Source organism: Nitrospira sp. MA-1 (assembly GCA_032139905.1).
Classification (GTDB): domain Bacteria; phylum Nitrospirota; class Nitrospiria; order Nitrospirales; family UBA8639; genus Nitrospira_E.
The window spans coordinates 1023345-1046753 of the sequence record JAQJDB010000007.1 but is presented as its reverse complement, the minus strand read 5'-3'; the positions used below and the strand labels follow the sequence as shown (position 1 = coordinate 1046753).

At 49.2% G+C, this 23409-nt stretch carries 17 protein-coding genes; 4 read left to right on the top strand and 13 right to left on the bottom strand.

Going from position 1 to position 23409, the window contains the following annotated elements; all coding sequences use genetic code 11:
- Window positions 1–56: 56 nt before the first annotated feature.
- Together PJI16_17505 and PJI16_17500 are read right to left on the bottom strand one after the other, a co-directional pair.
- Entirely contained in the window at window positions 57–1577 is a 1521-nt protein-coding gene (locus PJI16_17505) for an alginate export family protein (GenBank protein MDT3779363.1), read from the bottom strand.
- Between the two features lie 641 nt (window positions 1578–2218).
- Window positions 2219–3640, bottom strand: coding sequence for a porin (locus PJI16_17500; protein MDT3779362.1), 1422 nt, complete (start codon window positions 3638–3640; stop codon window positions 2219–2221).
- 476 nt (window positions 3641–4116) lie between these two features.
- On the opposite strand from PJI16_17500, the gene PJI16_17495 reads away from it, so the two are divergent.
- On the top strand, window positions 4117–4239 hold the full coding sequence (locus PJI16_17495) for a hypothetical protein (GenBank protein ID MDT3779361.1): 123 nt from the start codon (window positions 4117–4119) through the stop codon (window positions 4237–4239).
- Between the two features lie 560 nt (window positions 4240–4799).
- On the opposite strand, the gene PJI16_17490 is transcribed toward PJI16_17495, so the two are convergent.
- Window positions 4800–5102, bottom strand: coding sequence for a histidine phosphatase family protein (locus tag PJI16_17490; protein ID MDT3779360.1), 303 nt, complete (start codon window positions 5100–5102; stop codon window positions 4800–4802).
- 536 nt (window positions 5103–5638) lie between these two features.
- On the opposite strand from PJI16_17490, the gene sixA reads away from it, so the two are divergent.
- On the top strand, window positions 5639–6136 hold the full coding sequence (gene sixA / locus PJI16_17485; GenBank protein ID MDT3779359.1) for a phosphohistidine phosphatase SixA: 498 nt from the start codon (window positions 5639–5641) through the stop codon (window positions 6134–6136).
- Between the two features lie 113 nt (window positions 6137–6249).
- Here sixA and PJI16_17480 read toward each other — a convergent pair whose 3' ends face one another.
- The 5 genes from PJI16_17480 to PJI16_17460 all read right to left on the bottom strand — a co-directional run bounded on the left by PJI16_17480 (window position 6250) and on the right by PJI16_17460 (window position 11930).
- On the bottom strand, window positions 6250–6642 hold the full coding sequence (locus tag PJI16_17480; protein MDT3779358.1) for a polymer-forming cytoskeletal protein: 393 nt from the start codon (window positions 6640–6642) through the stop codon (window positions 6250–6252).
- A gap of 319 nt (window positions 6643–6961) precedes the next feature.
- Entirely contained in the window at window positions 6962–7954 is a 993-nt protein-coding gene (locus tag PJI16_17475) for an inorganic phosphate transporter (protein MDT3779357.1), read from the bottom strand.
- 60 nt (window positions 7955–8014) lie between these two features.
- Window positions 8015–8632, bottom strand: a complete 618-nt coding sequence (locus PJI16_17470) for a DUF47 family protein (GenBank protein ID MDT3779356.1) — start codon at window positions 8630–8632, stop codon at window positions 8015–8017.
- Window positions 8633–8910: 278 nt separating this feature from the next.
- Window positions 8911–10467: a Ppx/GppA phosphatase family protein gene (locus tag PJI16_17465; protein MDT3779355.1), complete on the bottom strand. Its 1557-nt coding sequence runs from the start codon at window positions 10465–10467 to the stop codon at window positions 8911–8913.
- A 665-nt stretch (window positions 10468–11132) separates the two neighbouring features.
- Window positions 11133–11930 (bottom strand): hypothetical protein, encoded by a 798-nt coding sequence (locus tag PJI16_17460; protein MDT3779354.1) that lies wholly within the window; start codon window positions 11928–11930, stop codon window positions 11133–11135.
- 489 nt (window positions 11931–12419) lie between these two features.
- Here PJI16_17460 and PJI16_17455 point away from each other — a divergent pair, with 489 nt between their 5' ends.
- A complete protein-coding gene (locus PJI16_17455) occupies window positions 12420–13862 on the top strand; it encodes a CYTH and CHAD domain-containing protein (protein MDT3779353.1) in 1443 nt (480 codons plus the stop codon).
- Window positions 13863–13990: 128 nt separating this feature from the next.
- Complete coding sequence (gene ppk1, locus PJI16_17450; protein ID MDT3779352.1) at window positions 13991–16150, top strand: polyphosphate kinase 1; 2160 nt, start codon at window positions 13991–13993, stop codon at window positions 16148–16150.
- A 431-nt stretch (window positions 16151–16581) separates the two neighbouring features.
- Here ppk1 and PJI16_17445 read toward each other — a convergent pair whose 3' ends face one another.
- The 5 genes from PJI16_17445 to PJI16_17425 form a co-directional block, all read right to left on the bottom strand.
- Window positions 16582–17649 (bottom strand): sugar phosphate nucleotidyltransferase, encoded by a 1068-nt coding sequence (locus tag PJI16_17445; protein ID MDT3779351.1) that lies wholly within the window; start codon window positions 17647–17649, stop codon window positions 16582–16584.
- A 177-nt stretch (window positions 17650–17826) separates the two neighbouring features.
- A complete protein-coding gene (gene phoU, locus PJI16_17440; GenBank protein MDT3779350.1) occupies window positions 17827–18486 on the bottom strand; it encodes a phosphate signaling complex protein PhoU in 660 nt (219 codons plus the stop codon).
- Window positions 18487–18515: 29 nt separating this feature from the next.
- Window positions 18516–19322 carry a phosphate ABC transporter ATP-binding protein PstB gene (gene pstB / locus PJI16_17435; protein MDT3779349.1) on the bottom strand — a complete coding sequence of 269 codons (807 nt, stop codon included), beginning with the start codon at window positions 19320–19322 and terminating at the stop codon, window positions 18516–18518.
- Between the two features lie 115 nt (window positions 19323–19437).
- Window positions 19438–21069 (bottom strand): phosphate ABC transporter permease PstA, encoded by a 1632-nt coding sequence (gene pstA, locus PJI16_17430; protein MDT3779348.1) that lies wholly within the window; start codon window positions 21067–21069, stop codon window positions 19438–19440.
- 10 nt (window positions 21070–21079) lie between these two features.
- Window positions 21080–23389 (bottom strand): ABC transporter permease subunit, encoded by a 2310-nt coding sequence (locus PJI16_17425; GenBank protein ID MDT3779347.1) that lies wholly within the window; start codon window positions 23387–23389, stop codon window positions 21080–21082.
- Between the last annotated feature and the right edge of the window lie 20 nt (window positions 23390–23409).

Below are 23409 nucleotides of genomic sequence, written 5' to 3'. Positions count from 1 at the left end.
GCCAAGGGGCTCAGTCTAGAGAACAGGCTGACCCTGATTAAGGGTTTAGAGCCGTTTCACAATCTGATGCGCATGGAAAGATAAAAATAATCCGTATCCTTGTCCCCGCCTTGAGGCAGATTCGCCGAAGCGGGCAGCCGCTTAAAATACGATCCTTTAAACCAATGGTCATACCCGGCATCAAATTCAAGGTTTTGGCTGACGGTCCACGTCGCACGTAATTCAATATCATGCCCCAAATAGTTTCCTGCCCCTCCTGAGGGATCTTGTAAAAGGATCCCCCCATTCACGGCACCGCCTTGAGCCAAATACCAGAATCGCTGCTTGATTTGCATGGTTACGTTATTGACAGGCTTAGCAACCAACCTCCAACCGGGGGAACTGATGTTGGACCGGAGAAATGGTCCGAAAATTCCCGTCGCCATCAAATCCCAACGCCGAGCCCCAAACAGAGGATCAAACGTTCCGTTCTGACTTCCTCCCGGCGTGCGAGTTCCGCTGGCATAGGTATATTGCACCAAAAATTGAGGAGTCCAGGGCACATTAAACGTATATCCAACTTGGGCATTGGGATTATAGGCAAAATGATCGACCTGCCCTAATTGTCCCACTTGAACGGCCCCCTCTAATTCATAATCGAATTCACCAATGGCAGAATCCTTGAATAGGCGAAATCCATACGTCCCATACGTACGATGAAAATTCTTATTTTGTTGTCGTTGATCGTTTAATCCGTAATAAAAGATATTGATATTCATCCAGGAGATCTGAAGGTTTTCCACATATGCGCCCCAAAATAAAAATTTTTTATTCTGCTCGTCGAGTTTGACCTCCTCACGAATAACCGGTTCGGTAATAAAGGTGCGGAATCGCCAAGTATCGGCTTTCCCAATTTGCCAATGCAGGCCGTCGAAGGCATTCTGGGTATTTCGGAAGTCATTGCGGGCGACATACCGACGGCTTCCCAAATCCAGGGTCATGCGGCCGAAATGCAAGTCCGTTCGCAATCCGCTTCCTAACACATCGTCCACGGTCAATGACCCGAACAATTGTAAAATGTCCCATTCATCGACCGTGGTGTTATTCACAAAGCCTCCAGTCTGCGCTCCGTACTCACGAGAATCCTGACCTTCAAAGAGGAACCGGAGAGGACCATTTCCCAGTCCAAAGCGCACCCTAGTCCTGAGGGCCAGCTGGGAATCCGTTCGTCCCCCCCCAATTTTTGCAGTGGATCGCCAGGGATGACTGACACTTTCGAATCGGGTCCGGTTTTCAATTCCCAAATCAACAAAATCCGGCAGGCCCATGGCCGCCTTCAGATACCGATCCCATTGAGTCTCTTTGTCCTGGATGAGCGAAGCATCAGCCGTTTCCTTCCAGTTTTTTCCGTTCTGTGTTTCTGCTCGTTCTTTAACCTCTTTAAAAAAATCCCCAAACGCTTCCCCTTTTTCACTAGCTATGGAAGTGGGATGTGAAGTCGTCGGTTCCGCCGCCAAAACCACCGTGCAAGAAATCACCAAGGCCATTCCTAATGCAGTCAACATCCAGACCTTCACGTGACTCGCCCCTTTCTCCATACATTCCACATTCCCTTCATGCATCGGAATGACCAGAAAGATGAGACGGTTCTTCGCATGAAATTCAGCATAATGTAATTTTTAAACATACAAATGTCAATTATAAATTACGCTTATAAAATGACCAGGGTTAGCTCGGGTGTTTGGATTTCCATACGAAACAGAACGACAAAATTCCAGATGGACCGATGATTGGGGAAACCTGCTTTTTTCCCAAGGTATCCTTCTCACAAGAATTCAAAGTTGGGCGAAAAGATGGCATGCCATGCGCACGGCGGGAGGATTTCACATTAGGCGTAAGACTTATGGAAAGGGGACAGGAGTAGTATAGTACGAAAATCGGAAATGTCACTTCTCAGGATTCGCAACGGACTTTTCTGGCGATGGATTCGATATCTTTTCCAGGTTCAGGATGACCAGATGAGTCCAGTCTTTAGGTCTGGGCTCCGGTCGGCAAATATTGACCCAGCACCATCTCCCTGACTTTCTTATTCCAGAAGAAAAGGCCAAATACACCAAAGGACAGAAGAACAAATTTCATCAATCCCGGTAGGGTGAGACAAAATTCCGCTCGTATGAGTTTTGTTCTTCAGGAAATACTATGGTCTGCGGTGCGATCTCTCAACATCATCTTCGAAAGACTACCAACCCACCTGGAATCGGGTGAACAGGGCGTTTTCCTGCTCAAAGTTTTTATTGTTTGGAGCCCCACCATCGAAAATACCATGTTCAAAATTCAACATGACCTTAATCCGACGGGCCAGGTGCCAATTGATTCCCACCGTCCAGACCCTGGCTTTTCTCGCGCTGGCAGCAGAATCGGCAAACACCGGAAAGGCCTTCCGGTCCACCAGTAATTCCTGATATCGGGCCGCAAATTCCACGGCTCCCCAGGCGCCTTGAGGCGGGTTGAATGGTCGCCGGGGCTGCACCCCATTAAAAGATGCGTTCTCGCCGGTCAAGACATAGGACACTGCCACCTGCCAGGCCCGATTGGTTAACCGTTTTTCGGTTCCCCCTGAGGTTCGAAGGTCCTGGGCATTCAAAACATATTCCCCGAGTACTCCCAAGGGTCCCCAGGCATAATACGCTTGCGGCGACAGCCGATACCGGACACCAGAGGCCCTCACCCCGCCCCGATACCGGAAAAAAGTGATGCTATCGCTTCCGGTGGCAGGGGTGCGGAAATTTGATGGAGTAAAATTATCCCGGCCCCAAGTACCGCTCACTCCCGCCTGTAATCCCTGCAACCATTCCACGTCGGTACCCAGGAAGGGCTTGGCAAACAGACGTACCATGTAGTCCTTATCGTTGTTCGAGTCGAAACCTGTGATCGAACCACCTGTGCTGGATGTGTCGTCCCTCACACCATTGAAGACGCCAACCTGATATGCCAGACGGTTTTCAATCAAATCCCCATAGAGTTGCACCCCGATGTCGCGATTTGGAACGAGATTCTCCGTCAAACCACGCTCGATAAACATGATGTCGGCACTGGACTGAAGCCTTTCCAAACTTACAGGAGGCTTGAATTTTCCCGCACGCAAGCGAAGTGCCGGCCAATAATCAAAGCCTATATACCCATCCATCAGCCTCACTTGCCCCTGGCCGAAATCCGGCATCAGCTTGAAACTGATGTAACGATACAGGGTCCCTCGAAGAATAGGTCTAAAACGCCGGACTTCGAACGTATTGGTGACATTCGATTGGGTCGTGTCACCAAAAAAGAACCGACCATCCACTTGGGCATATCCCGCGAATCGCAGTTCAAAGGCACGATTTGCCGAACGTAAGAAAACGCCATTCTGATCGGCTCCCACCACTAGCGCTTCTTTCGCCAACCGATCTTCACGTTGTCGATCCAATTCCCGAAGACGGTCGGAATCCCGTTGCTTCTGTTCCAATGTTTCCAAACGCTCCTCCAGGGTTTTGGGACCGGGTATGCATTGAAGATCTTCCTTCGGTTCGTTCAGGCACAAAGGCTCCGCCGCAAGAAGCTCTCCCGGTCCTCCCCCCACCATCACGAAGAGTCCTGTAATGATCAGCCAACGAACCGTTCGCAAATTTTTCTTCCCAGCATGAAAACGACAGACAGTCCGGTCAGTCCACGCTTTACCCATATTTATTGTTGTTCGAAAGCGACGAGTCCCAGTAAGCCGTTGACTCAATGGAAAACCGGTCTTTCCTCTGCCCACTCACTCCCATTTTTTTGTCTCCCAATTGGAGCAAAATTTCTCCCTGCATTAGATGTTCACAATCGACGGATCAGGGCCAATGCGTATTACCAATCCGCCGGAAAGACATTGGATTCGTGCTGAAATTGAATCCAGTCCAGGATTCAACTTGGTGCGGCAACGGATGGGGTCCCACCAAAACCTACTTGTTCCGGATTTTTGAACCCAACAACTGTTCATGAACGAGTATCATGATTGCCAATGACACATCGGTGGTCACAAGTTCCGATACACTTTTCAAAATTGTACTGTGTACATCCTGAAGGAAGGCTGAACGGTGATTTCAGCCTGCCGTAAGGTTGGCAATGTTTGAATTTTCCGGATTGAATCAGACTGAAGGAGAAGAAAAAGGCGGCGGAGTAGATGAAGGAGAATCTGAAGGGAAAATCGGGGAACAAATTGATCTTATTGGTATACTATTAATGTGACTGGCCAGTTGGTATTTTTACCATCCGCTTATCCGGATGAGGAGGACATGAAGTCTCAACGATTCACCGACAAGCAGGGGGAGGGTCAAAACTGCAACCCTGCCAACGTGACTCATTTTGCCCTGCGTTAATTCTTTTGCTTCGAAGATGGGACTTGGAGCATATGAAAGATACGGCAATACCCAAGATATCGGAAGGGTTTGACTTTCAGCGAGGATCGCAAAATTACAAAACGATCATGGAAAACCACGTCTGTGACCAGGAAGTTGTAGTGGGACTAATTCTACGCCTTGTCTCCCTTCTTCGATGATAAGCAACCCTATATTTGTCATGATGAATCCGCCGACAGATCCGGTTGGAACATCGTGGGTAACATATCGTTTCGGCATCGGGGTAATTGCTATATACCCAAGCAATTCCGCACACATAAGCCATGCGAAACAATCACGACAAACTTATCAGGGAATTTCCAACCAGTGTATTTAAGCTATCATTAGCACGGAATTCTCCATCTGATAGAGACCCTCCTCCTTCAGGACGGGGATCCTGTCCCATTGCTTCTATCGAGAGGCCCATGAAATCTGATTCCCATCCTGACTTTCTCCCCCACGCAAAGAGCCAAAAGCCGGATCAATCTCATAACCTTCCTTCAATCCAATGACCTGGCCTATAGCTTTAGCGGTCTCACGCGTTCGACCCGCAGAAGAACTCAGAATGGCAACAATGCCTTTATTCATGAGAAATTTTCCTATTGCGACCGCCTGTCTTTGCCCTTCAACTGTCAGCGTGTCCAGCTCTTTCTCTGAAGTCCAGGGTACGTACACCACATTTTTCTTTGCTTCAGCATGTCGTACAAGATACACCCTCAGAAGGACCTTCCTGTGAATCATTCCTGTAATCCCTCATCGACTGTCGGATCAAAGATCGCCCGACGATAATTGGTCTGAAAAACCAGGTGACACTGTAAAACCTTACCGTATGACTCTTATGAATGTACTCGCTCACGCGAGTAGTTTTGGCCGCAAGCGACGGGGATGATAGCTGGTCTCCGCCACATCGATACCCGATTGCGCTTCTTTGTACTTTGCACGCGATTACCATACTGAGGGAAAATGCTCCAAGGCTACTCAATGGCCTCGGCTTCTGGATATTCTAACCACATGGCTTATGAGGAAGATTTCAATGGAATGCCTTTGATCCTTTCCATTGCAACGGTCGTCGCACTGCATTGGTTGAAATGAAATATTCCCTGGGTGTTGCTTATTAGGGTAGCCTAGGCCCGGACCCAATACTCAGAATTTTATAAATTCTTCTTAGCCCGCTATAGTGTGCAGGTTATTTTCAAATCCGCCAAGAGGAATGGTTGTTCTTATAGCGGTCAGAAAAAGGAGAGACTTACATGAATTGTCTTCTACTTCGCCATGGCATTGCTGTTAATCCAGAAGAATGGGACCGCTCTGAAGGGGAACGCCCTCTTACCAAAGAAGGTATTGCCAAAACCGAACAAGTCGCTGCAGGACTCAAACGAATTGGAATGAAGCCCACACATCTGTTGTGCAGTCCGTTAATCCGTACGCAACAAACCGCTGAGATTACCAAGAAGACTCTGCAGATCAAGGCAACCATTCAGCTTTGTCCCGAGCTGGTATATGACCAATCCCCCATGCGACTATTTCCCATTTTACAGGGATACCCACACGATGCAGTTGTCATGTGCGTCGGGCATGAACCCCATCTTGGACAAACGGCGGCATTAATGATTTTTGGAAAGAATTGCTCGGGCTTTGCCGTCAAAAAGGCTGGTGGCTGCCTTATTTCTTTTGAGGGAAAGGTCGAAATAGGTCGGGGATATTTAGAATGGTGGATGGCCCCTGCGCAGCTCAGAGCACTGCGCTAGGGGGTCTTTTGCAGAAGCAACGCTCACCACCCGTCTACCTGGGGGAGCAATAGAACAATACGCGTACGATCTCCTGGCTTTTGACTCGGTTCATGCTCATACGTACTCCTGGCTTATGAGACCGCAGGACGCACCATCCCCATTTTCAACAGTCCATTGACAAAAACACCTTCTTCTAACAGAAAAACCGGAGCATCGATTTTCCCTTCCAATGTTGCCGGAGCCAGCAACTGTATCTTCTGGAGAGCAACGAAGTCCCCTCGAAGAGGACCTTGGGCCACAATGTCTTTAGCTTTCACTGTGGCTTCAAGTTTTCCATCTTTTCCCACTTGAATCAAATCGTTTCCATAGATCTCCCCTTCGACAAATCCATCGATCCGCGCCATCCCCTGGACTTTCAACACACCGCTCAATCGGCACTTCTGACCTAAATACATTTGATACCCTTCCTCCTCAAGCCCAGCCGTGGAAACCTGCAATGCGCCTGTTTGATAGGTTTCTGCCATAACTCCTCCTTGTGGTTACAATGCCATGAATTGAGTGGGACCCAGCGAGACAACCTTTGAACACGTCAGACTAAAGGGAGCGATGCGAAGGGAACCATTCCCAATTGGAGGGACCATACAGCCACCTCCCAGGCGACCAAGTTCTTTAAACCGAATCGGATGTAAGTAAATCCACAAAAACGATCAGATCAACCGTTCTACAAAAGGAGAGCAAACAGAGGAAAGAAGCAACGGGGATATACGGGAACGACAACAGCTTCCTGATGCGAGGCGGCAACAGATTCTTGAAAATCACAGAGAATGACGAAACACAGGACAACTAGAGGAATGCGGCCAGCAGGAGGTAAAAGGCAACGGCTAAGAGCGCCGAACCGGGAAGTGTAAAGATCCACGCATAGGCAATTCGTCTGGTCACTCCCCAACGAACCGCCGACAACCGATTCACCGCCCCCACGCCCATGACCGAAGAGGTAATCGTGTGAGTCGTGCTGACAGGTAACCCAATATGGGCTGTAACCATCAATACCACGCCGGCCCCGGTTTCGGCGGCAAACCCATGGACAGGATCTAATTTGGCGATTCGCATCCCCAGGGTTCGAATGATCTTCCACCCACCCAGGGCCGTCCCCAACCCCATAGAAAGTGCGCAGGAAATAATAACCCATTTGGGCACTTCAGCAGAAGGAATATGTCCGGCGGAAAGCAAAGCCAAGGTAATAATCCCCATCGCTTTTTGTGCGTCATTTGCTCCATGACTCAACGCCATAAACCCGGCTGATAATAATTGAAGACGGCGGAATAACCTCATAGCCCTTCCTCGCGAAGTCCGGAAGAAAGCCCAGCTCAATCCAACCATGAGAAAAAAAGCCACAAGAAACCCTAATAAAGGAGAAGAGACCATGGCCTCCATGACCTTCATCAATCCTTCACCCTGCAAAACCTCAACCCCACCATGAATAAATCCTGCGCCGACCATGGCTCCAATCAGGGCATGGGAGGAACTGGAAGGCAACCCCATACGCAAGGTAATAAAATTCCAAACAATCGCTCCCCCTAACGCCGAAATAATGACCACATCATTGATTGCGGCAGGATCGATAATTCCCTTCCCCACCATCTTGGCTACCGCGGTAGACATAAAGGCCCCGATGACATTCAGGACCCCGGCAAAAAGGACAGCCGAGACAGGGCTCAGGACCCGAGTCGACACGACAGTAGCCACAGCATTGGCACTATCATGCCAGCCATTTGAAAAATCAAACAGGAGGGCGAGCCCGATGACCAAAATGAGGAGGATGCTGAAATCAGCCACAAATCCCAACAAATGATAGATTTACTGGTATAACTTAGGAGGGGCGAGGATTTGAGTGTTTTATCCGTGTTTCAGGGCAATGCGTTCCAGGACATTCAGCACATCTTCACAGGAATCGGTTCCCTTCTCAAAATTCTCATAAATTTCTTTCCATTTCATCACCGTTTTGGGATCCTCCTCCTCTTCAAACAATATCGAGATCGCTTCCCGAAGAACCCGATCGGCTTCATTTTCCAAAGTATTCACCCGGATGCCACACTCCTTCATATCCCATTTTTTTTGTCGCATTAGGTAAATCCCCTTTCCGACCTCCAAGACCGACTCATGGAGAATCTCCGAAAGCCTTAATGCCGTAGGAGTGGGGCGTTGAATCTTAAATACCAGGAACAACTCGGCCACTGCATCAATTTCATCAAGAATATCATCAAGCGCACTGGCAAGCTCATGGATGTCTTCACGATCCAATGGCGTGATAAATGTTTTATTCAATTTAAAGACAATGTCATGGGTAAATCCGTCTCCCTTGTGCTCCAAGTCCTTAATATGTTGAATTTGTTTTTGGGGTTCGTTAAAGGATTTCATTAAATTTTTCAAACATTGTCCTGCTTCCACCACGTTTTGGGACGCTTGCTCAAATAAATCAAAGAATCCGCTTTCCCGAGGCATAAAACTAAACATAGGGCTTTTCCTTCAGCAAGAACAGGCAGAAATTCAATACAGCACTGTAGTCTATTCGGAACAGGGGTATCTACATCCAGATTTGAAGCAGGATATTTCCCATCCTTTCTCTTATTGAGAAAAATTCTCTGCGTGTAACCCTTGACAACTTAGGGCAAGATAGACAATGCCCTCGACCAAGATAAATGTACCCGATTCTCGTGGGAAAACGCGATACGGAAGGACTCTTCCACAACTTAATGTGCTAATTCTAGACTATTTCAGATACGGAAGCCCAATTATGCCACATTTTTTGATGCCACAGCTGCAGCCTTGAGTTCAATTCGACAATGAAAATTTTTCTCAAAAAACTTTTTTCGTCGCTCGGTCGTCCACAATTCCAATTCCGGGTCGTACCGGAAAGACACGTGCAGACACAGAGGTTCGCCAGGTTCAACATGAATTTTCTTAACGACCGAGAAGTGACTGCGATCCAAACCATCTGCAATTCGTAAAATAGCACTAAGACTAGATACAACCCGTCTTTGATCGCGATCCAAGAGCCGATATCCCGCATGCTTGGGATTTGGTTGACCCCGTCGATGATACCGCGCCACATTGGCGATAATGCCTACCTCCTCAGAAGAAAATCCGGGAAGATCCGCATGGGTGATTAAATAGTACGTATGCTTGTGATGTTTATTCTCACGGATATGATGCCCGATGTCATGAAGAAAAGCCGCATATTCCAACCATTCCCGCTCCCTTTCTCCAAGATGATGCATGGATTGGGTCTGGTCGAATAAGCTTAATGCCAACTTCGCAACATGATGAGCATGAACTTTGGGAAATTGATATCGCCGGGCTAGCAATAACACTTGGCGGCGGCGAACATGCGGAATTTCCTGTTCCGCCCGCAAACCATCCTGATGCTGTTGGATGAAATCATAAATCACACCTTCCCTAATCGCTTTATCACTGAGACGCACCTGTTTGACCCCGAGATGCTCCATAAGTAGACGCAACATCAGGACGCCGGGATAGAGCGTATCAACTCGTCGGGGATCCAGGCCGGGAATCTTCAATCGTGTCGGCGTATCTTTTGTTCTAAGGAGTGCCTCAACCTCCCTGATTTCATCAAGTTCGATGGTGGCCATGTCAATTTGTGGCAGGGGGCGCCCGGTTCGAGCTAAATAAATTATTTCAGCAAGGTTCCCCGCCATACCCGATGTCGCTACCAGTTGCTGACAGTGAGTGAAGCGTTTCTTCGATAAGGATTTCTTCAGAGTCTGGCTCACGAGACGTTCGACGCGCTGAACCATTTTTTTATCAGGAGGATCGGACTTGAGAAATTGATCTTTCAACCGGATCGCACCTAACTTAAGACTTCGCACAAACTGTAACCGCTTTTGCGTACATGCCATCAATTCCACGGATCCACCGCCAATATCCACAATCATGGCCGGAAACTTTGAGAGATCCATACTATTCCTGACACCTAAATAAATCAGTCGCGCTTCTTCCTCTCCGGTGATCACGCGCACTCTGAGCCCAAGCTCTTTCCGAACGAGCTTCAAAAAATCTCCTCCATTTTTTGCCTCTCGGACCGCACTGGTGGCAATCGGAAGTATGGGATCAAATCCTTTGTTCGTGGCTAGCAGGGAAAACCGTTTTAAAACCGTCAACCCACGGTCCATGGCCTCCGGGGACAGTCGATGGGACGTAAAGGTCCCGTCCCCTAATCGGGCCATTTCCTTTATACGATCGACAATCTTGTACGAAAAACCCTTTCCTATTTCAGCCAGGACCATGTGAATGGAATTAGTTCCGATATCAATAACCGCAAGGCGTTGCATAGGGTTCACTTCCTTCTAGAATGGGTTCGGTGATCCTCTTTCATGACCACCATAATTCCGTGGTCAATAAAGGCATCGGATGTTGTATGAAAGAAATCTTCAGGAGGGGACAAAAAAATTATCAATGACATTGATACGATACCCCACACCTCAGGCAGTTTCAATAGTTGGACTCTGATCCCCCAATCGCTACAGTTTACTCCGGGGTCGGAATATATGAGGATCCACGACCCAAAATTCGACAGATACCTGCGGTCCCCATAGATGGCCGGGCATTAAGTCCCCAGTCGCTTGCATATAATTATTCAATAACCGGCCTTCAATGCATGTGAGAAAGACTGATTGCGTTCGAAAAACGACTCAAAGGTTTGTGGCTCATAAACACGATCCCTCAGACCATCTCGTGACACTGTCGGATAAGCTGCTCTTTCTCCCATGGACAAGCCTAGGTCAGGCATGGAAATGCACACGTCTGCTGTCCAGCCTTCAGGAAAGCATATCTAACCAAGTTTTCCTACATTTTATGAGGATGTTACATACGGGTAAATCTTAGCTTTGTGGAGAAGGAACCAAAAAACTGGAGGCATTCGGAAGATGGATGTCCGATATAGAGATCGGAAATGCTCACCGGAAATAAATCTCATCCCGGCAAAACCCCAAGAACTTTAAAAGGAGAGTTCCTGCGCAAGATGTTGAACGAGTGAACGGTTCCCAAATATGGCATCAACCTTTCCGGATATCTTCGAGGGACGAAGCATTGCCGCCCCTCCAGCCTCCTCAATAAGCACCTGGGTAGCCAGGATGTCCCAGGGGTTCAAAGCTGGATCCACCATTGCGCCAAGGGCTCCACTGATCACGAGCCCATGGCCAAAACAATCGGTATACCCTCGCACATACCCGGATAGGCTTAATAGAAGATGGTAATCCGCCTCCCGTTGTATACTGGAAAATTGAGCAAAATCGCCAACCCCGATAATGGCTTGTTCAATGGCCAGGTCTTCAGGAAGCCGCAGGGCTTTTCCTTGGCAGGTGGTCCCTTGTCCCCTGGCCGCAGCATAGGTGAGTCCGAGCATTGGAAGATGAATCACTCCAAGGACAGGAAAGTTTTCCCGACTGTCAATCAAGGCGATTATGGTGCCGAATAACGGAATCCCATGAATAAAGGATCGTGTGCCATCGATAGGATCCACGATCCATTGCCATCTTGTTCCCGTCCCCTGTAATCCTTCCTCTTCACCGAGAATATCAAGAGGTCCAATTTGGGCATTGGACAGCAAGTGAGACCGGATCAGAGCTTCACCCTCTTGATCGGCTTGAGTGACGGGCGAACCATCGTTTTTTTCCGTGATACGGAGATTCTGCCTTTCAAAATAGGCTCGAATCGGAACTGCCGCAACGTGGGCGGCATCGATAGCCGTTTGCAACAATTGAGTCAATTGATTATCGGGCAAGCCTTTATCCATCAGTTATGCTCTCCTGCGATTTTTGCACACCGTTTTTCCTCCTAATAGTATACTGAACTTCTTGTTTTGGTGACACAGGTTCTTCCGAATCCTGATTCTTAATATGGGGGTACCAGCCACAATCGGACATGATTACATATGGTGTTCAAACCTGTTCAACATGGCTTGTCCGAAATGGATTCCCATATCCCTTAGACCAAGTGCCCACAGGATAGCAGCCCGTGTCACAGAGTCCGTCACCCAAGCACGCTGGCAATCTGATAGGGCCACATTGAGTCTGCCACATCACTTTTCATTTAAAAACATTTAGTTACACAATAAATACCACACTTTCTTGTGATCCATTCAGCAAAAATGAGATCCTTAGCCTTGCCTTTCCAACATTTCCTAAAAAATGAGGAATTTCCTGTGTTGTTGATCTCCACACCATCCCATGTAGATTTCATTCAAATGTCCCAAGGCGCAATAAAGATTGCCGGGTAATTTTATATGCCATGGCACATTCACCAAACCCTTGAAGAGGAAAAGAAGTTTCGTATTCCACCCGGCTTTCAATTGCCTCCCGACATGGGGGAACCGATCCCGCCACGCGTATTCACATCCACCTACTTTGACAGCGAGCACCATCGACTCGGCCAACTGGGTCTGACACTCCGAAAACGAGTGGAACAGTCCCATGGGGTCTGGCAATTAAAGCTACCGAGCGGCGGTAATCGGCTGGAGCTGGAAATTGCGTCCGGCAGTCGCAGTATTCCAGGGGAATTTCAGGACTTATTAAGGAGTTTTTTCAGAAAACAGGAAGCTGTTCAAATCGGAAAACTCAGAACAAGGAGAAAAGGGGTACGCATTCGGAAAGACGGCCAGGTCATCGCTGAACTTGTCCAGGACTCCGTCGCCCTCATCAGAGACAAAAGGATTGTGCATTCATTCCAAGAAGTGGAGGTTGAATTACAGGGAGGAACAGACACTCAATTAAATCCTGTCCGCAAGATTCTGCTTCATGCCGGGGCAGAAGAGAAACCATTTCAACCCAAGATTTTTCAAGCACTTCAACTTCCCTATCCCCTTACCGTTGCGTTTAGTGATTCTTCAGCACCACCGACCGACCATATTCGGGAAAGCCTTCAGTCCCAGTATCTTCAAATGTTGCAAAATGATCCAGGTACCCGATTGGGTCGGGATAGTGAAGCGCTCCATCAAATGCGGGTTGCCACGCGCCGCATGAGAGCCATCATTCGAGCCGTGAGTGCTTTCCTGGCGCCGCAATGGACGGAACCGGTCCGCCAGGAACTGGCCTGGGTTGGTTCGTTGTTGGGCGAGGTCAGAGATTGGGATGTTCTTTTAGAATCGTTTCATCAAAATTTCCATGACTTCTCTCCATCCGAACAGCGTTCCTTTCACACGATTCTCAAGAATTTTGACGATCAGAGGTCTGTTGCCCGCGCCAAACTACTTGAAGGTTTAGGTAGCGACCGTTATCTCAATCTCCTGACTCATTTTGAAAATTCACTGATTCATTTACCATTTCAACCAAATCCATTCACGTTAACAGAGTTGGCGAGAAAAGCTTTTCAGAAAATTCAGGATAGGGCGAATACGTCAGATAGCCTATTCCGGAAATCTGAACTGCATCACACTCGAAGACTCCTGAAGCGAGCCCGATATGCGGTTGAACTCGCTGAGCCCTTGCTCGGGAAACGTGCCAAACGGTTCATTCAACAAGCGAAGGTCGTCCAGGATTTACTGGGATTCCACCAAGATGCGGTGGTTGCTGAGCAACGGCTCCTCGCCTTCAAAAATCACTCACGAGGAACCGGAGTAGCCTATGTCACGGGACTAATGGTCGAACGCTTACGAAATCAGCAATCTCAGGTGTATCAGCAAATCCCCAAGCAATGGCAAAAACTTGAAAAACGAGGGAAAAAACTGTAAAGCCTTACGCCCAATCTTCTTCAAACTGTTTACGTCTCCATATACCCGTTTAATGATAATGGGACGGAATAACCTTAATCAGGTACAATGCCTCTTAACTCATAAAAGGCATAATAGGAGATCTGATCATGACTCATCAGACAAAACCGAAGGCATCCAATACACCGGAAGTTATCGACAATCTGGATGACCCCAAATTGTATCTAAACCGGGAATTGAGTTGGTTGGAGTTCAATAAACGGGTCCTGGAAGAGGCAGAAGATCCGAGCCACCCTCTCCTGGAACGAGTAAAATTTCTTTCAATTTTCTTCAACAATCTCGACGAATTCTTCATGATCCGGATCTCGGGACTGCGCGAACAGTTGTCCAGCGGGGTCCTGGAAGCCGCACTGGATGGGATGAGTCCTTCGGATCAATTAGGGCATATCCGGGAGGCCCTTCTTCAAAGCTTTGCCCGAGTAAGCCGGTGCTGGCAGGAAGACATATTTACCAGACTGGTGGACGCGGGTATCCGCATTCTCCCCTATCAAGACCTCAAACCGAAACAACGATCCCTACTCCGCCGATATTTTCGAAAGGAAATTTTTCCCGCGCTGACCCCTTTGGCCTTTGACCCTAGCCACCCTTTTCCCCATATCTCCAACCTCACAGTCAACCTGGCCGTCGTGGCCCACGACCCTGATCGTGGAGAATGTTTCGCGCGCATTAAGGTTCCGTCGCTGTTCCCACGATTGATCAGAATTCCAGACGAATCCCAGGTATCGGATGATGAACAAATGGGGTTAGCCCCCGGGGCGGAAAGTACCAACTTTGTGTGGCTGGAGGACATCATCGCAGCCAATCTGGACTTATTGTTTCCGGGCCTGACGATTCAGGCCTCCTATTATTTCCGAATCACCAGGGATGCAGATTTTGAAATCGAAGAAGATGAAGCCGGCGACCTGCTGGCTGCCATTGAGGAACAAATTGATTTACGCCAATTCGGGTCGGTGGTACGATTGGAACTGGACCGGCATATGCCGGATTCCATCAAAGATATCCTGGTCAGAAATCTGAATTTAGCGCCCTATCAAGTCTACACCTATGATTTCCGTCTCGGCCTTTCGAATCTCCTTGAACTCACATCCATTGAGCGACCGGATCTGAAATTTTCACCGCATTACCCCAATATTCTGCACGACCCCACCTCAAAGGAATCCCTGTTTGCACTGATTAAACGCGAAGACATCTTCCTCCATCACCCATACGATAGCTTTTCACCCGTCGTCGATTTCATTCGACAAGCCGCTCTGGATCCACATGTGTTAGCGATCAAGCAGACCCTGTATCGAGTGGGCATCAACTCCCCGGTGGTAGACGCCCTCATGGAAGCCCGGCAAAATGACAAGCAGGTTGCCGTACTCCTGGAACTCAAAGCCCGATTCGATGAGGAAAACAATATTGAATGGGCAAGAAAATTAGAGGATGAAGGCGTGCATGTGGTGTATGGTGTCCTGGGCCTGAAAACACATGCCAAGGTCTGCATGGTCGTTCGCCGGGAGTCAGATGGCATTCGTCGATATCTGCATCTCGGAACCGGCAATTACAACCCCATCACCGGAAAATTCTACACCGACTTTAGTTTATTTACCTGCCATCCGGTATTCGGCGAAGATGTCACCGACCTGTTCAATGCCTTGACCGGGTATTCAAAAAAAGACTCATACGCCAAACTTTTGGTTGCGCCGGTGGGGATTCGAACGAATATCATCGAACGAATCAATCGGGAAATATCACGCCAACAACAACATGGAGACGGCTACCTGGCATTCAAGGTGAATTCACTCGTAGACAAAGCCTCTATTCAGGCCTTGTATCGAGCCTCTCAAGCAGGGGTCAGGATTGAGCTCATGGTCCGTGGGATGTGCGGGCTCCGCCCCGGGATTCCTGGACTCAGCCAGACCATTACGGTCACGTCCCTCGTGGGACGATTCCTTGAGCATTCTCGCTGTTTTTATTTTCGTAACGGAGGGCAGGATGAATTATTTCTGGGGAGTGCGGATCTCATGCCCCGCAATATGGACCGGCGGGTTGAAATTTTGTTTCCCATTGAGAATCCCACACTGCGAACCTTCATTGTTGAAACCGTCTTACGTCCCTACCTGAAAGACAACATGCATACGCGACAACTCCAAGCCAATGGAACCTATACTCGCGTCAAGCCATTGCAAAACGAAGCACCATTCCAGGCCCAGGATTGGTTTATTGCAAACTGGAAAGGGAAGCAGACCAAGCCGCCTTCATTCTGAAGACTGTGAAGGACAGGCCATGTTTTCCTTTCAGGTAGGCCACCACACCTCCGCGCCTCTGCCGAAATTAACTGCTGGCTTCGTTAGGCACCAAAAACCAATCTTCAGAAAGAAACACCGTTTCCAACTCCCTCAGTGGACATCCCTCTTGATAATAAGCGGGCTCCCACTCCAGACCACAACTTCGGCACCGCAATTGGATCGTACCAGATTTGTCCTGCGAGGAAGCATTCGGGGCACGGTCTCTCTTACCTTCCAATCTAACTCTGCTCATACATTCCCTCTCTTTTCTTGGAACATCTCCATACACCTAGACCCGATAAGCGGGTCTGGCCATTCATCATTTCCCGGGTCATCAGAATATCTGTCAACCATGAGCCAAATGATCAGCCAGTCCGCCATCACATAATTCTCATTAGGTCATCAGGTTTTTATCCCGAAACAACGGTAAATTCTCCCTGCACCGTCTTCTGCTGACCAGCATTCATCCAGGTCTGTCGAGCCGACTGGCCCTTCGCTTCAAAGAGTTCATGCCCTCTCATATATGCAAGGGTCTCCTGAATGCGCTCCGGCCTTCCCCAATCACTCCAACAAACCCCGGTCAGATCCATCATGTGTAATTGCTGAGGAATCAGCGACAACAGATCACTGGAGAAATTTCTGGTGGGCATTGTCCGATAGAGATGCAGTAATCGTTGATGTTCGTTTGAGGTTCCAATCCCACCCGCATGCTCTTCAAGAAGCATCACGACTTCTGGAATGCACTGACGGCCGGCCTCCCATAAGGTTTGAACATTGGCTATGAGCACTAACGTATTCCATTGCCCCCCACTCAGGGCGATGTCCTCAAGCTGGGAACCCTTGGGTTTCTCCACAAATCTCCGTACTTCCCTGAGGCGGCTCCCTCCAGAATGCGGAATACGATCACCCGGAATCACCCACCCATAGTCTTGCTCCCGCGATTGAGGAGGAACAGTCAACAACACCATACGATGAGGGTGTTGCTGGACCAAGGCCGCCGCATCGCGGATCACCTGAATAAGCGGCTCAACGGGGAAAATAAAATGGTCAGAGGGCCACAAAACTACCGTCGCATGAGGATCATGCGCTCGGATATAGGAGAGCGGTAGAAACACTCCGGGTCCGGTTCCTCGATTATCGGGTTGCCAGACCAAGCGGCCCAGGGATTCCTGAATCAATTGGGTTCGCACATAACCCCAATGTGATTGATCCATCACCGTCACAACCTGGTGAGGAAGACTGAGGGCTTTTGCCCGGGTCCACGTATGCTGGATCATTGATCGCTTTCCCAGAAAGGCACAATATTGCTTCGGCCGATATGCACCGAAACACTGTTCGGTATAGTGCCGAAGACGCTCCCCATGTCCACCTGCCAAGACCAGAGACCAAAGTGAAGCAGAGCCCTGTGAACGTAAGTTAGTAGCCTGCCCTTGGGAATACCGTGAAGAACCTCCACGTGTGTCAACCCATTTTTGCATAGCATTCTCCTTCCGCATGCGCTGGTGTTTGGTGATGATTTTTCATACCCACACCATACGTGGGAGAAATGACACCCCTGTCACAGACAGGTAAATTTTTTGTGACAGAAGACGCAGAAGCTGAAACAAGACAAAAGGAGAAGAGAATGAGAAAAAAACGAGGGCAGGACGACTGCGTTAGGTCGGAATCATATGGCGGATGATTTTTCCTTCCACCATATACACCACCAGTTCCGCCACATTCGTTGCATGATCGGCAATGCGTTCAATATATTTCGAGATAAACGACAACCGGATCCCGCGCGAAATCGTTTGGGGATTTTCCATCATGAAGGACAACAATTCACGGAAAATTTGTTCATTCAGTTCATCGACATAATCATCCTCCTTAAGGACCTGTCTGGCAAGAACCGAATCCCCCCGGACAAACGCATCCAAGGCTTCACCCACCATTTTGATGGCCCTCTCGGCCATCAACGGAATATCGATATACGGTTTCAATTGAGGTTCGGTATGCAGTTCCAGTGCGCGTTCACAAATATTTTCTGCCAAATCGCTCATGCGCTCTAATTCAGTGGAAATCTTCATGGCCGTCGTGACGAACCGGAGATCTTTAGCGGCCGGCTGGTGGAGTGCCAACAATTCGAGACAGAGTTCGTCAATGGCCACATCCATGGTATTCACCTGACGATCATTCTGAATGACCTGATTTGCCACCAGGTCATCGCGATCCACAAGTGCGATAAGCGCTTGACGAATCTGCCCTTCCACCAGCGCCCCCATCCGCAAAATTCTCTGCCTGAGGTCCGCCAACGAATCATCAAAATGTCGCTTCATCGTGATCCTTTATTCTGGTCTAAGGGGAATCAGCCAAACCGCCCCGTCACGTAATCTTCCGTTCGGGGATCACCGGGATTGGTAAAAATCTTCTTGGTGCCCTCGAATTCAATTAACTCCCCTAATAAGAAAAACCCCGTCAAATCAGAAACCCGCGCCGCCTGCTGCATGTTATGCGTCACAATCACGACGGTGAGCCGCTCTTTCAACGTATGGAGGAGTTCTTCTATTCTGCCGGTGGAAATCGGATCAAGGGCCGAACACGGTTCATCCATCAACAGCACTTCCGGATTGACCGCAAGCGCTCTCGCAATACAGAGTCGTTGTTGTTGGCCTCCCGACAAACCCAAGGCACTGCCATGCAACCGATCTTTAACTTCATCCCACAATCCCGCTCCTTGAAGGCTGGTCTCAACGATCGCGTCAAGAGTGGCACGTTTGCGAATTTTCTGCAGTTGCGGACCATACGCCACATTCTGCCAGACGGTTTTCGGAAACGGATTAATTTTCTGAAACACCATACCAACCCGGGTTCGAAGGTCAGTGGCATCGACTTCAGGTCGATAAATATTTTCATCATCCAGGAGAATGGTTCCTTCGACCCTGGTGCCATCGACCAGATCATTCAGGCGATTGAGGCACCGCAAGAGGGTTGATTTTCCACAACCTGAAGGTCCGATAAATGCGGTGACTTTATTAGCAGGAATGGTCATATTCACGGATTTGAGCGCCTGAACCGTCCCGTAGTAAAAATTCATGTCCTGAATGACAATTTTCGCAGGGGAATCGGTCAATGGATGTTGGACGGTTTCAGATTCGACAAAAGTCTTCTTCATCGGATTCGTCTGCCTTGTTTCAAGCACCAGCCTCAGGGACTTTGCACCCGTTGTTTTGGCTAAAGACATAGATTGTTCCAAAGTTTCCTGATCGATTTCCATCATTGTACCTCATTTAAACCGAAGCACCAGCATAGCGCTTCCGCATCCGGGTCCGGAGTGCAATCGCCGTCATATTCAGGAGGAGAACGACAAGAACCAGGACCAGGGTGGTGACATACACCATGGGCTTGGCCGCCTCCACATTAGGGGATTGAAATCCCACATCATAGATATGAAAACCCAAATGCATAAATTTTCGATCAAGATGGATAAAGGGAAATTGACCATCAAGCGGCAGGGCCGGAGCAAGCTTGACTACCCCGGTTAACATCAGTGGCGCTACTTCCCCCGTAGCCCGGGAGACCGCGAGAATCAAACCGGTTAAAATTCCCGGCATGGCGCAAGGCAGAACAACCCGCATGAGCGATTCAAACTTTGTCGCCCCCAACCCCAACGACCCCTCCCGATATTCTCTGGGAACAGCCGACAAGCCTTCTTCGGTCGCCACAATGACCACCGGCACGGTCATGAGGGCCAAGGTGAGGGAAGCCCATAACATTCCACCTGTCCCAAATGTCGGATTCGGCAGCGAGGCGGAGAAGAATAACTGATCAATTGAGCCTCCCACTGCATAGACAAAAAACCCCAGACCAAACACACCGAAGACAATTGAAGGAACCCCCGCAAGATTATTCACCGCAATCCGGATCATTCGAGTCAACAGGCCTTGTTTGGCATATTCTTTTAAATACACGGCGGCCAAGACTCCAAACGGGACCACAACCACACTCATCACCAACACCATCATAACCGTACCGAATATGGCCGGAAAGATCCCGCCTTCGGTATTTGCTTCCCGCGGCTCATCGCTCAGAACATTCCAAAAATTTTCCACATACATCGTGGTTTTATCCCACACACTCATGGAATTCGGACGCCACGCCCTCACAAGGCCGCCAACAGGAAATGTTTTTTCCTTCCCAGTGACATCTATGAGGGTGACCCGATAGCGGTTCAATCGCTCGTACAGCCCCACCAATCGTTGGATCTGCTCCTGATAGGCCGCTTCCCGTTCTTGGATATCCTGTTGAAGAGAGTCGGCAGAATCCTGCGAAATGTCCCCCTTCAACTCCAAGGTCTTCAGACTAAGGCGCGCACGCTCCATGTCAGCATTAATGGCGCCAATCACATCGCGTTCAATATAATGAATCTCCTGGTAAAGTGACTCGGCTTGCTCAAGGAAGGGATACCAGACCTCCCACGCAATATCCCGGCCACCAGCCAGACGGGAGTCACCGTCCCACACCGCAGTCACCCAACCATAAAAATTCCCCCATTCGCGTCGTTCAAAGGCGATGACATCCTTAGGCCAATCCCGTTGAGCAATGTCGGCTTCATCAACCCACCGGAAATCCAGTCCGTACACATCCCGGTTGCCCACCTTCAGCTGTATGCGAGACTGCCCATCAGGGAAATCCGCTGTAACCGTATCCGGAATACGCTGGGTATCTACGATTTCCCCGAGGACCCGGGTGTCATCATTGAGCGTCAACTGGACGAGATCCTTCTGCCAAAAATAGCCCATACCATTGATGAAAATGAGCATCAAAAGACCGCCGATCAGCAGCAGGGAACAGGCTAAGGCTCCTCCTGATAACCAGATAAACAATGTGCCTGATGCAAAAAATCGTTGAAGAAATTTCATGGCTGCCCGTCTAAAATTGAGAATATTTTTGGCGAAGCCGTTGCCGCACGATTTCAGCAATCGTATTAATGGTAAATGTAAAGCCGAACAAAATCAGACCGGACAGAAATAACACACGATACAACGTCCCGCCATGAGGAGCTTCAGGCATTTCTACCGCAATATTGGCCGAGAGCGTACGAAATCCATTAAACATACTCCAATCCATGATCGGAGTATTTCCCGTGGCCATCAGCACAATCATCGTTTCCCCTATGGCACGCCCGAATCCAATCATCAAGGCCGAGAAGATGCCCGGACTGGCCGAAATAAGGACTAACCGGGTTAAGGTTTGCCACCGCGTCGCTCCCAGGGCCAGCGATCCGGCAACAAGTTGTCGGGGGACATTGGCAATGGCATCTTCAGCAATACTGAAAATAATCGGAATCACCGCAAAACCCATCGCAAAACTAATGACAATGGCATTTCGCTGATCATAGGTTAAGCCCAAATTCTGCGCCAACCACTGTTTAAAGTTTCCTCCAAATATCCAACCCTCAATCGCCTGATTGGCCATCAAACAGGCACCCACGGTGAGAACAATGGCAATCATCATGACCATCAGATCAAGTCCATACACCTCCAATCGTCTCACCCGAATTGGGAGGAATTGCCAGATGAGACAACAGGCCGCAATCACCACAGGAAGAAATCCCACGATGGCAACCACCGCAGGAAAAATTTTCTCTAAGAGAGGGGCAAACCAGAGACCCGCGAGAAATCCCAACACCACCGACGGCAGGGCAGCCATCAACTCCAAGGACGGCTTAACAACGGAGCGAAGGTGAGGGTGCATGAACATCGCCGTATAAATGGCCCCCATGACCGCAAGAGGTATGGCCAACACCATGGCATATAACGTCCCCTTCAATGTGCCAAACATGAGCGGAATGAGGCCCAATTTCGGTTCAAACTCATCCGATCCGCTGGAAGATTGCCAAATCATTTCCGGATGGTCATAACCTTCATAGGTCACAGGAAAAAATAAGGATTTGAACGTGATCTCCGGATGTGGATTATCAATGGCATACGTCTGAAGCGTGCCATCCTCACCCAACCACACCAGACCATCGGCCTTTGGGGCATAACGTAACGATTCGAGGGCATTTCCCTTCCCTGGAATGTCCAAAATCGTTTCTCCCGTCGTGGAATAATGCAGGAACATCGTTCCCTGATTGTCGGCTGTTAAAAATCCCTTATCACGTTGGGACACCGAGAGACTCGTCACCGCCCTGGCATGGGGAGTGAAAGTATGAACTTTTCTCAGGAATCTGCCGGATGGACCCGATTGATCAGCTGAAAACGCCCACGTACTCACGCTTCCGGAGGTGGTGCCAACCACCAACGTTCGTTCGCCTAACAGATATGACAGAACAGTCACGGCATCCCCGGCCGCCCCAACAGGCACGGATTGAGGCATGGCATCAAATCCCTGTCCCCGCCATTCCCATGTAAGGAGATAGCCATCCCTCGTCCCGGCCACCAATCGTTTTCCCGCACTATCCAATGCCAACGTTGTCAGATGAAACTTCGGTGGTAGGATGAGCCGGTTGGTTTCCATAATGACCTCATCCGAAAATGAAAAATCCCCTGGTTCCTCAATCCGGGTCACCCAGAGTTCCCCGCCTCCGGTGAGAGCCACCACGGTTTGAAATTCATCACTCCGCTTGACATGGGCATGAAGGACAATACCCATTCCGTCAGGAACCACCCGAACAGGTTCCTTGACCTTTACGCTCGGGATAATGGTCCGTCTGTCCCCTTGGAAATCAGATTGAAAAAGGATGTTGACCGGATAGACGAGTCCCTGGTCTGTCCCGATACTCAGGCTATGGCCTTTCAAACCCATTCGCACGACAGACGTCGGATCACCGTCAATCGACAATTGCCCTCCCACATCAGGAATGGCGGCACCATCGGGTAAGAAAAGAAATTGAAGATATTTCCCTTTGAGAACAAACGGGACTTCCCGATATTCATCAATCCCCACCATCGCCTGCGCCACGTTGGAGGATTGAATCGCTTTGACCGGCATAGGCACCGTCAGCTCCGGAGTGACGGTCGCGGGTTGAAACAGAGGAATCACTTCCCAAACCAGGTACACAAAAATTCCTAGAATACTGACAATGGTCGCCAGGCCTCCCGCCCCAACGACATACTTCGCCACATAATCCAGCAAATGACGAATCCGCCTTTGAGCGGCAACGCGAGAACCACCGGCTAACGAATTTTTATGAGGAACTAGCGCACCCGAAGAAGAAGAGGAAGATAAAGGTGGCATGAGGGTTTGAGTTCGGCAAA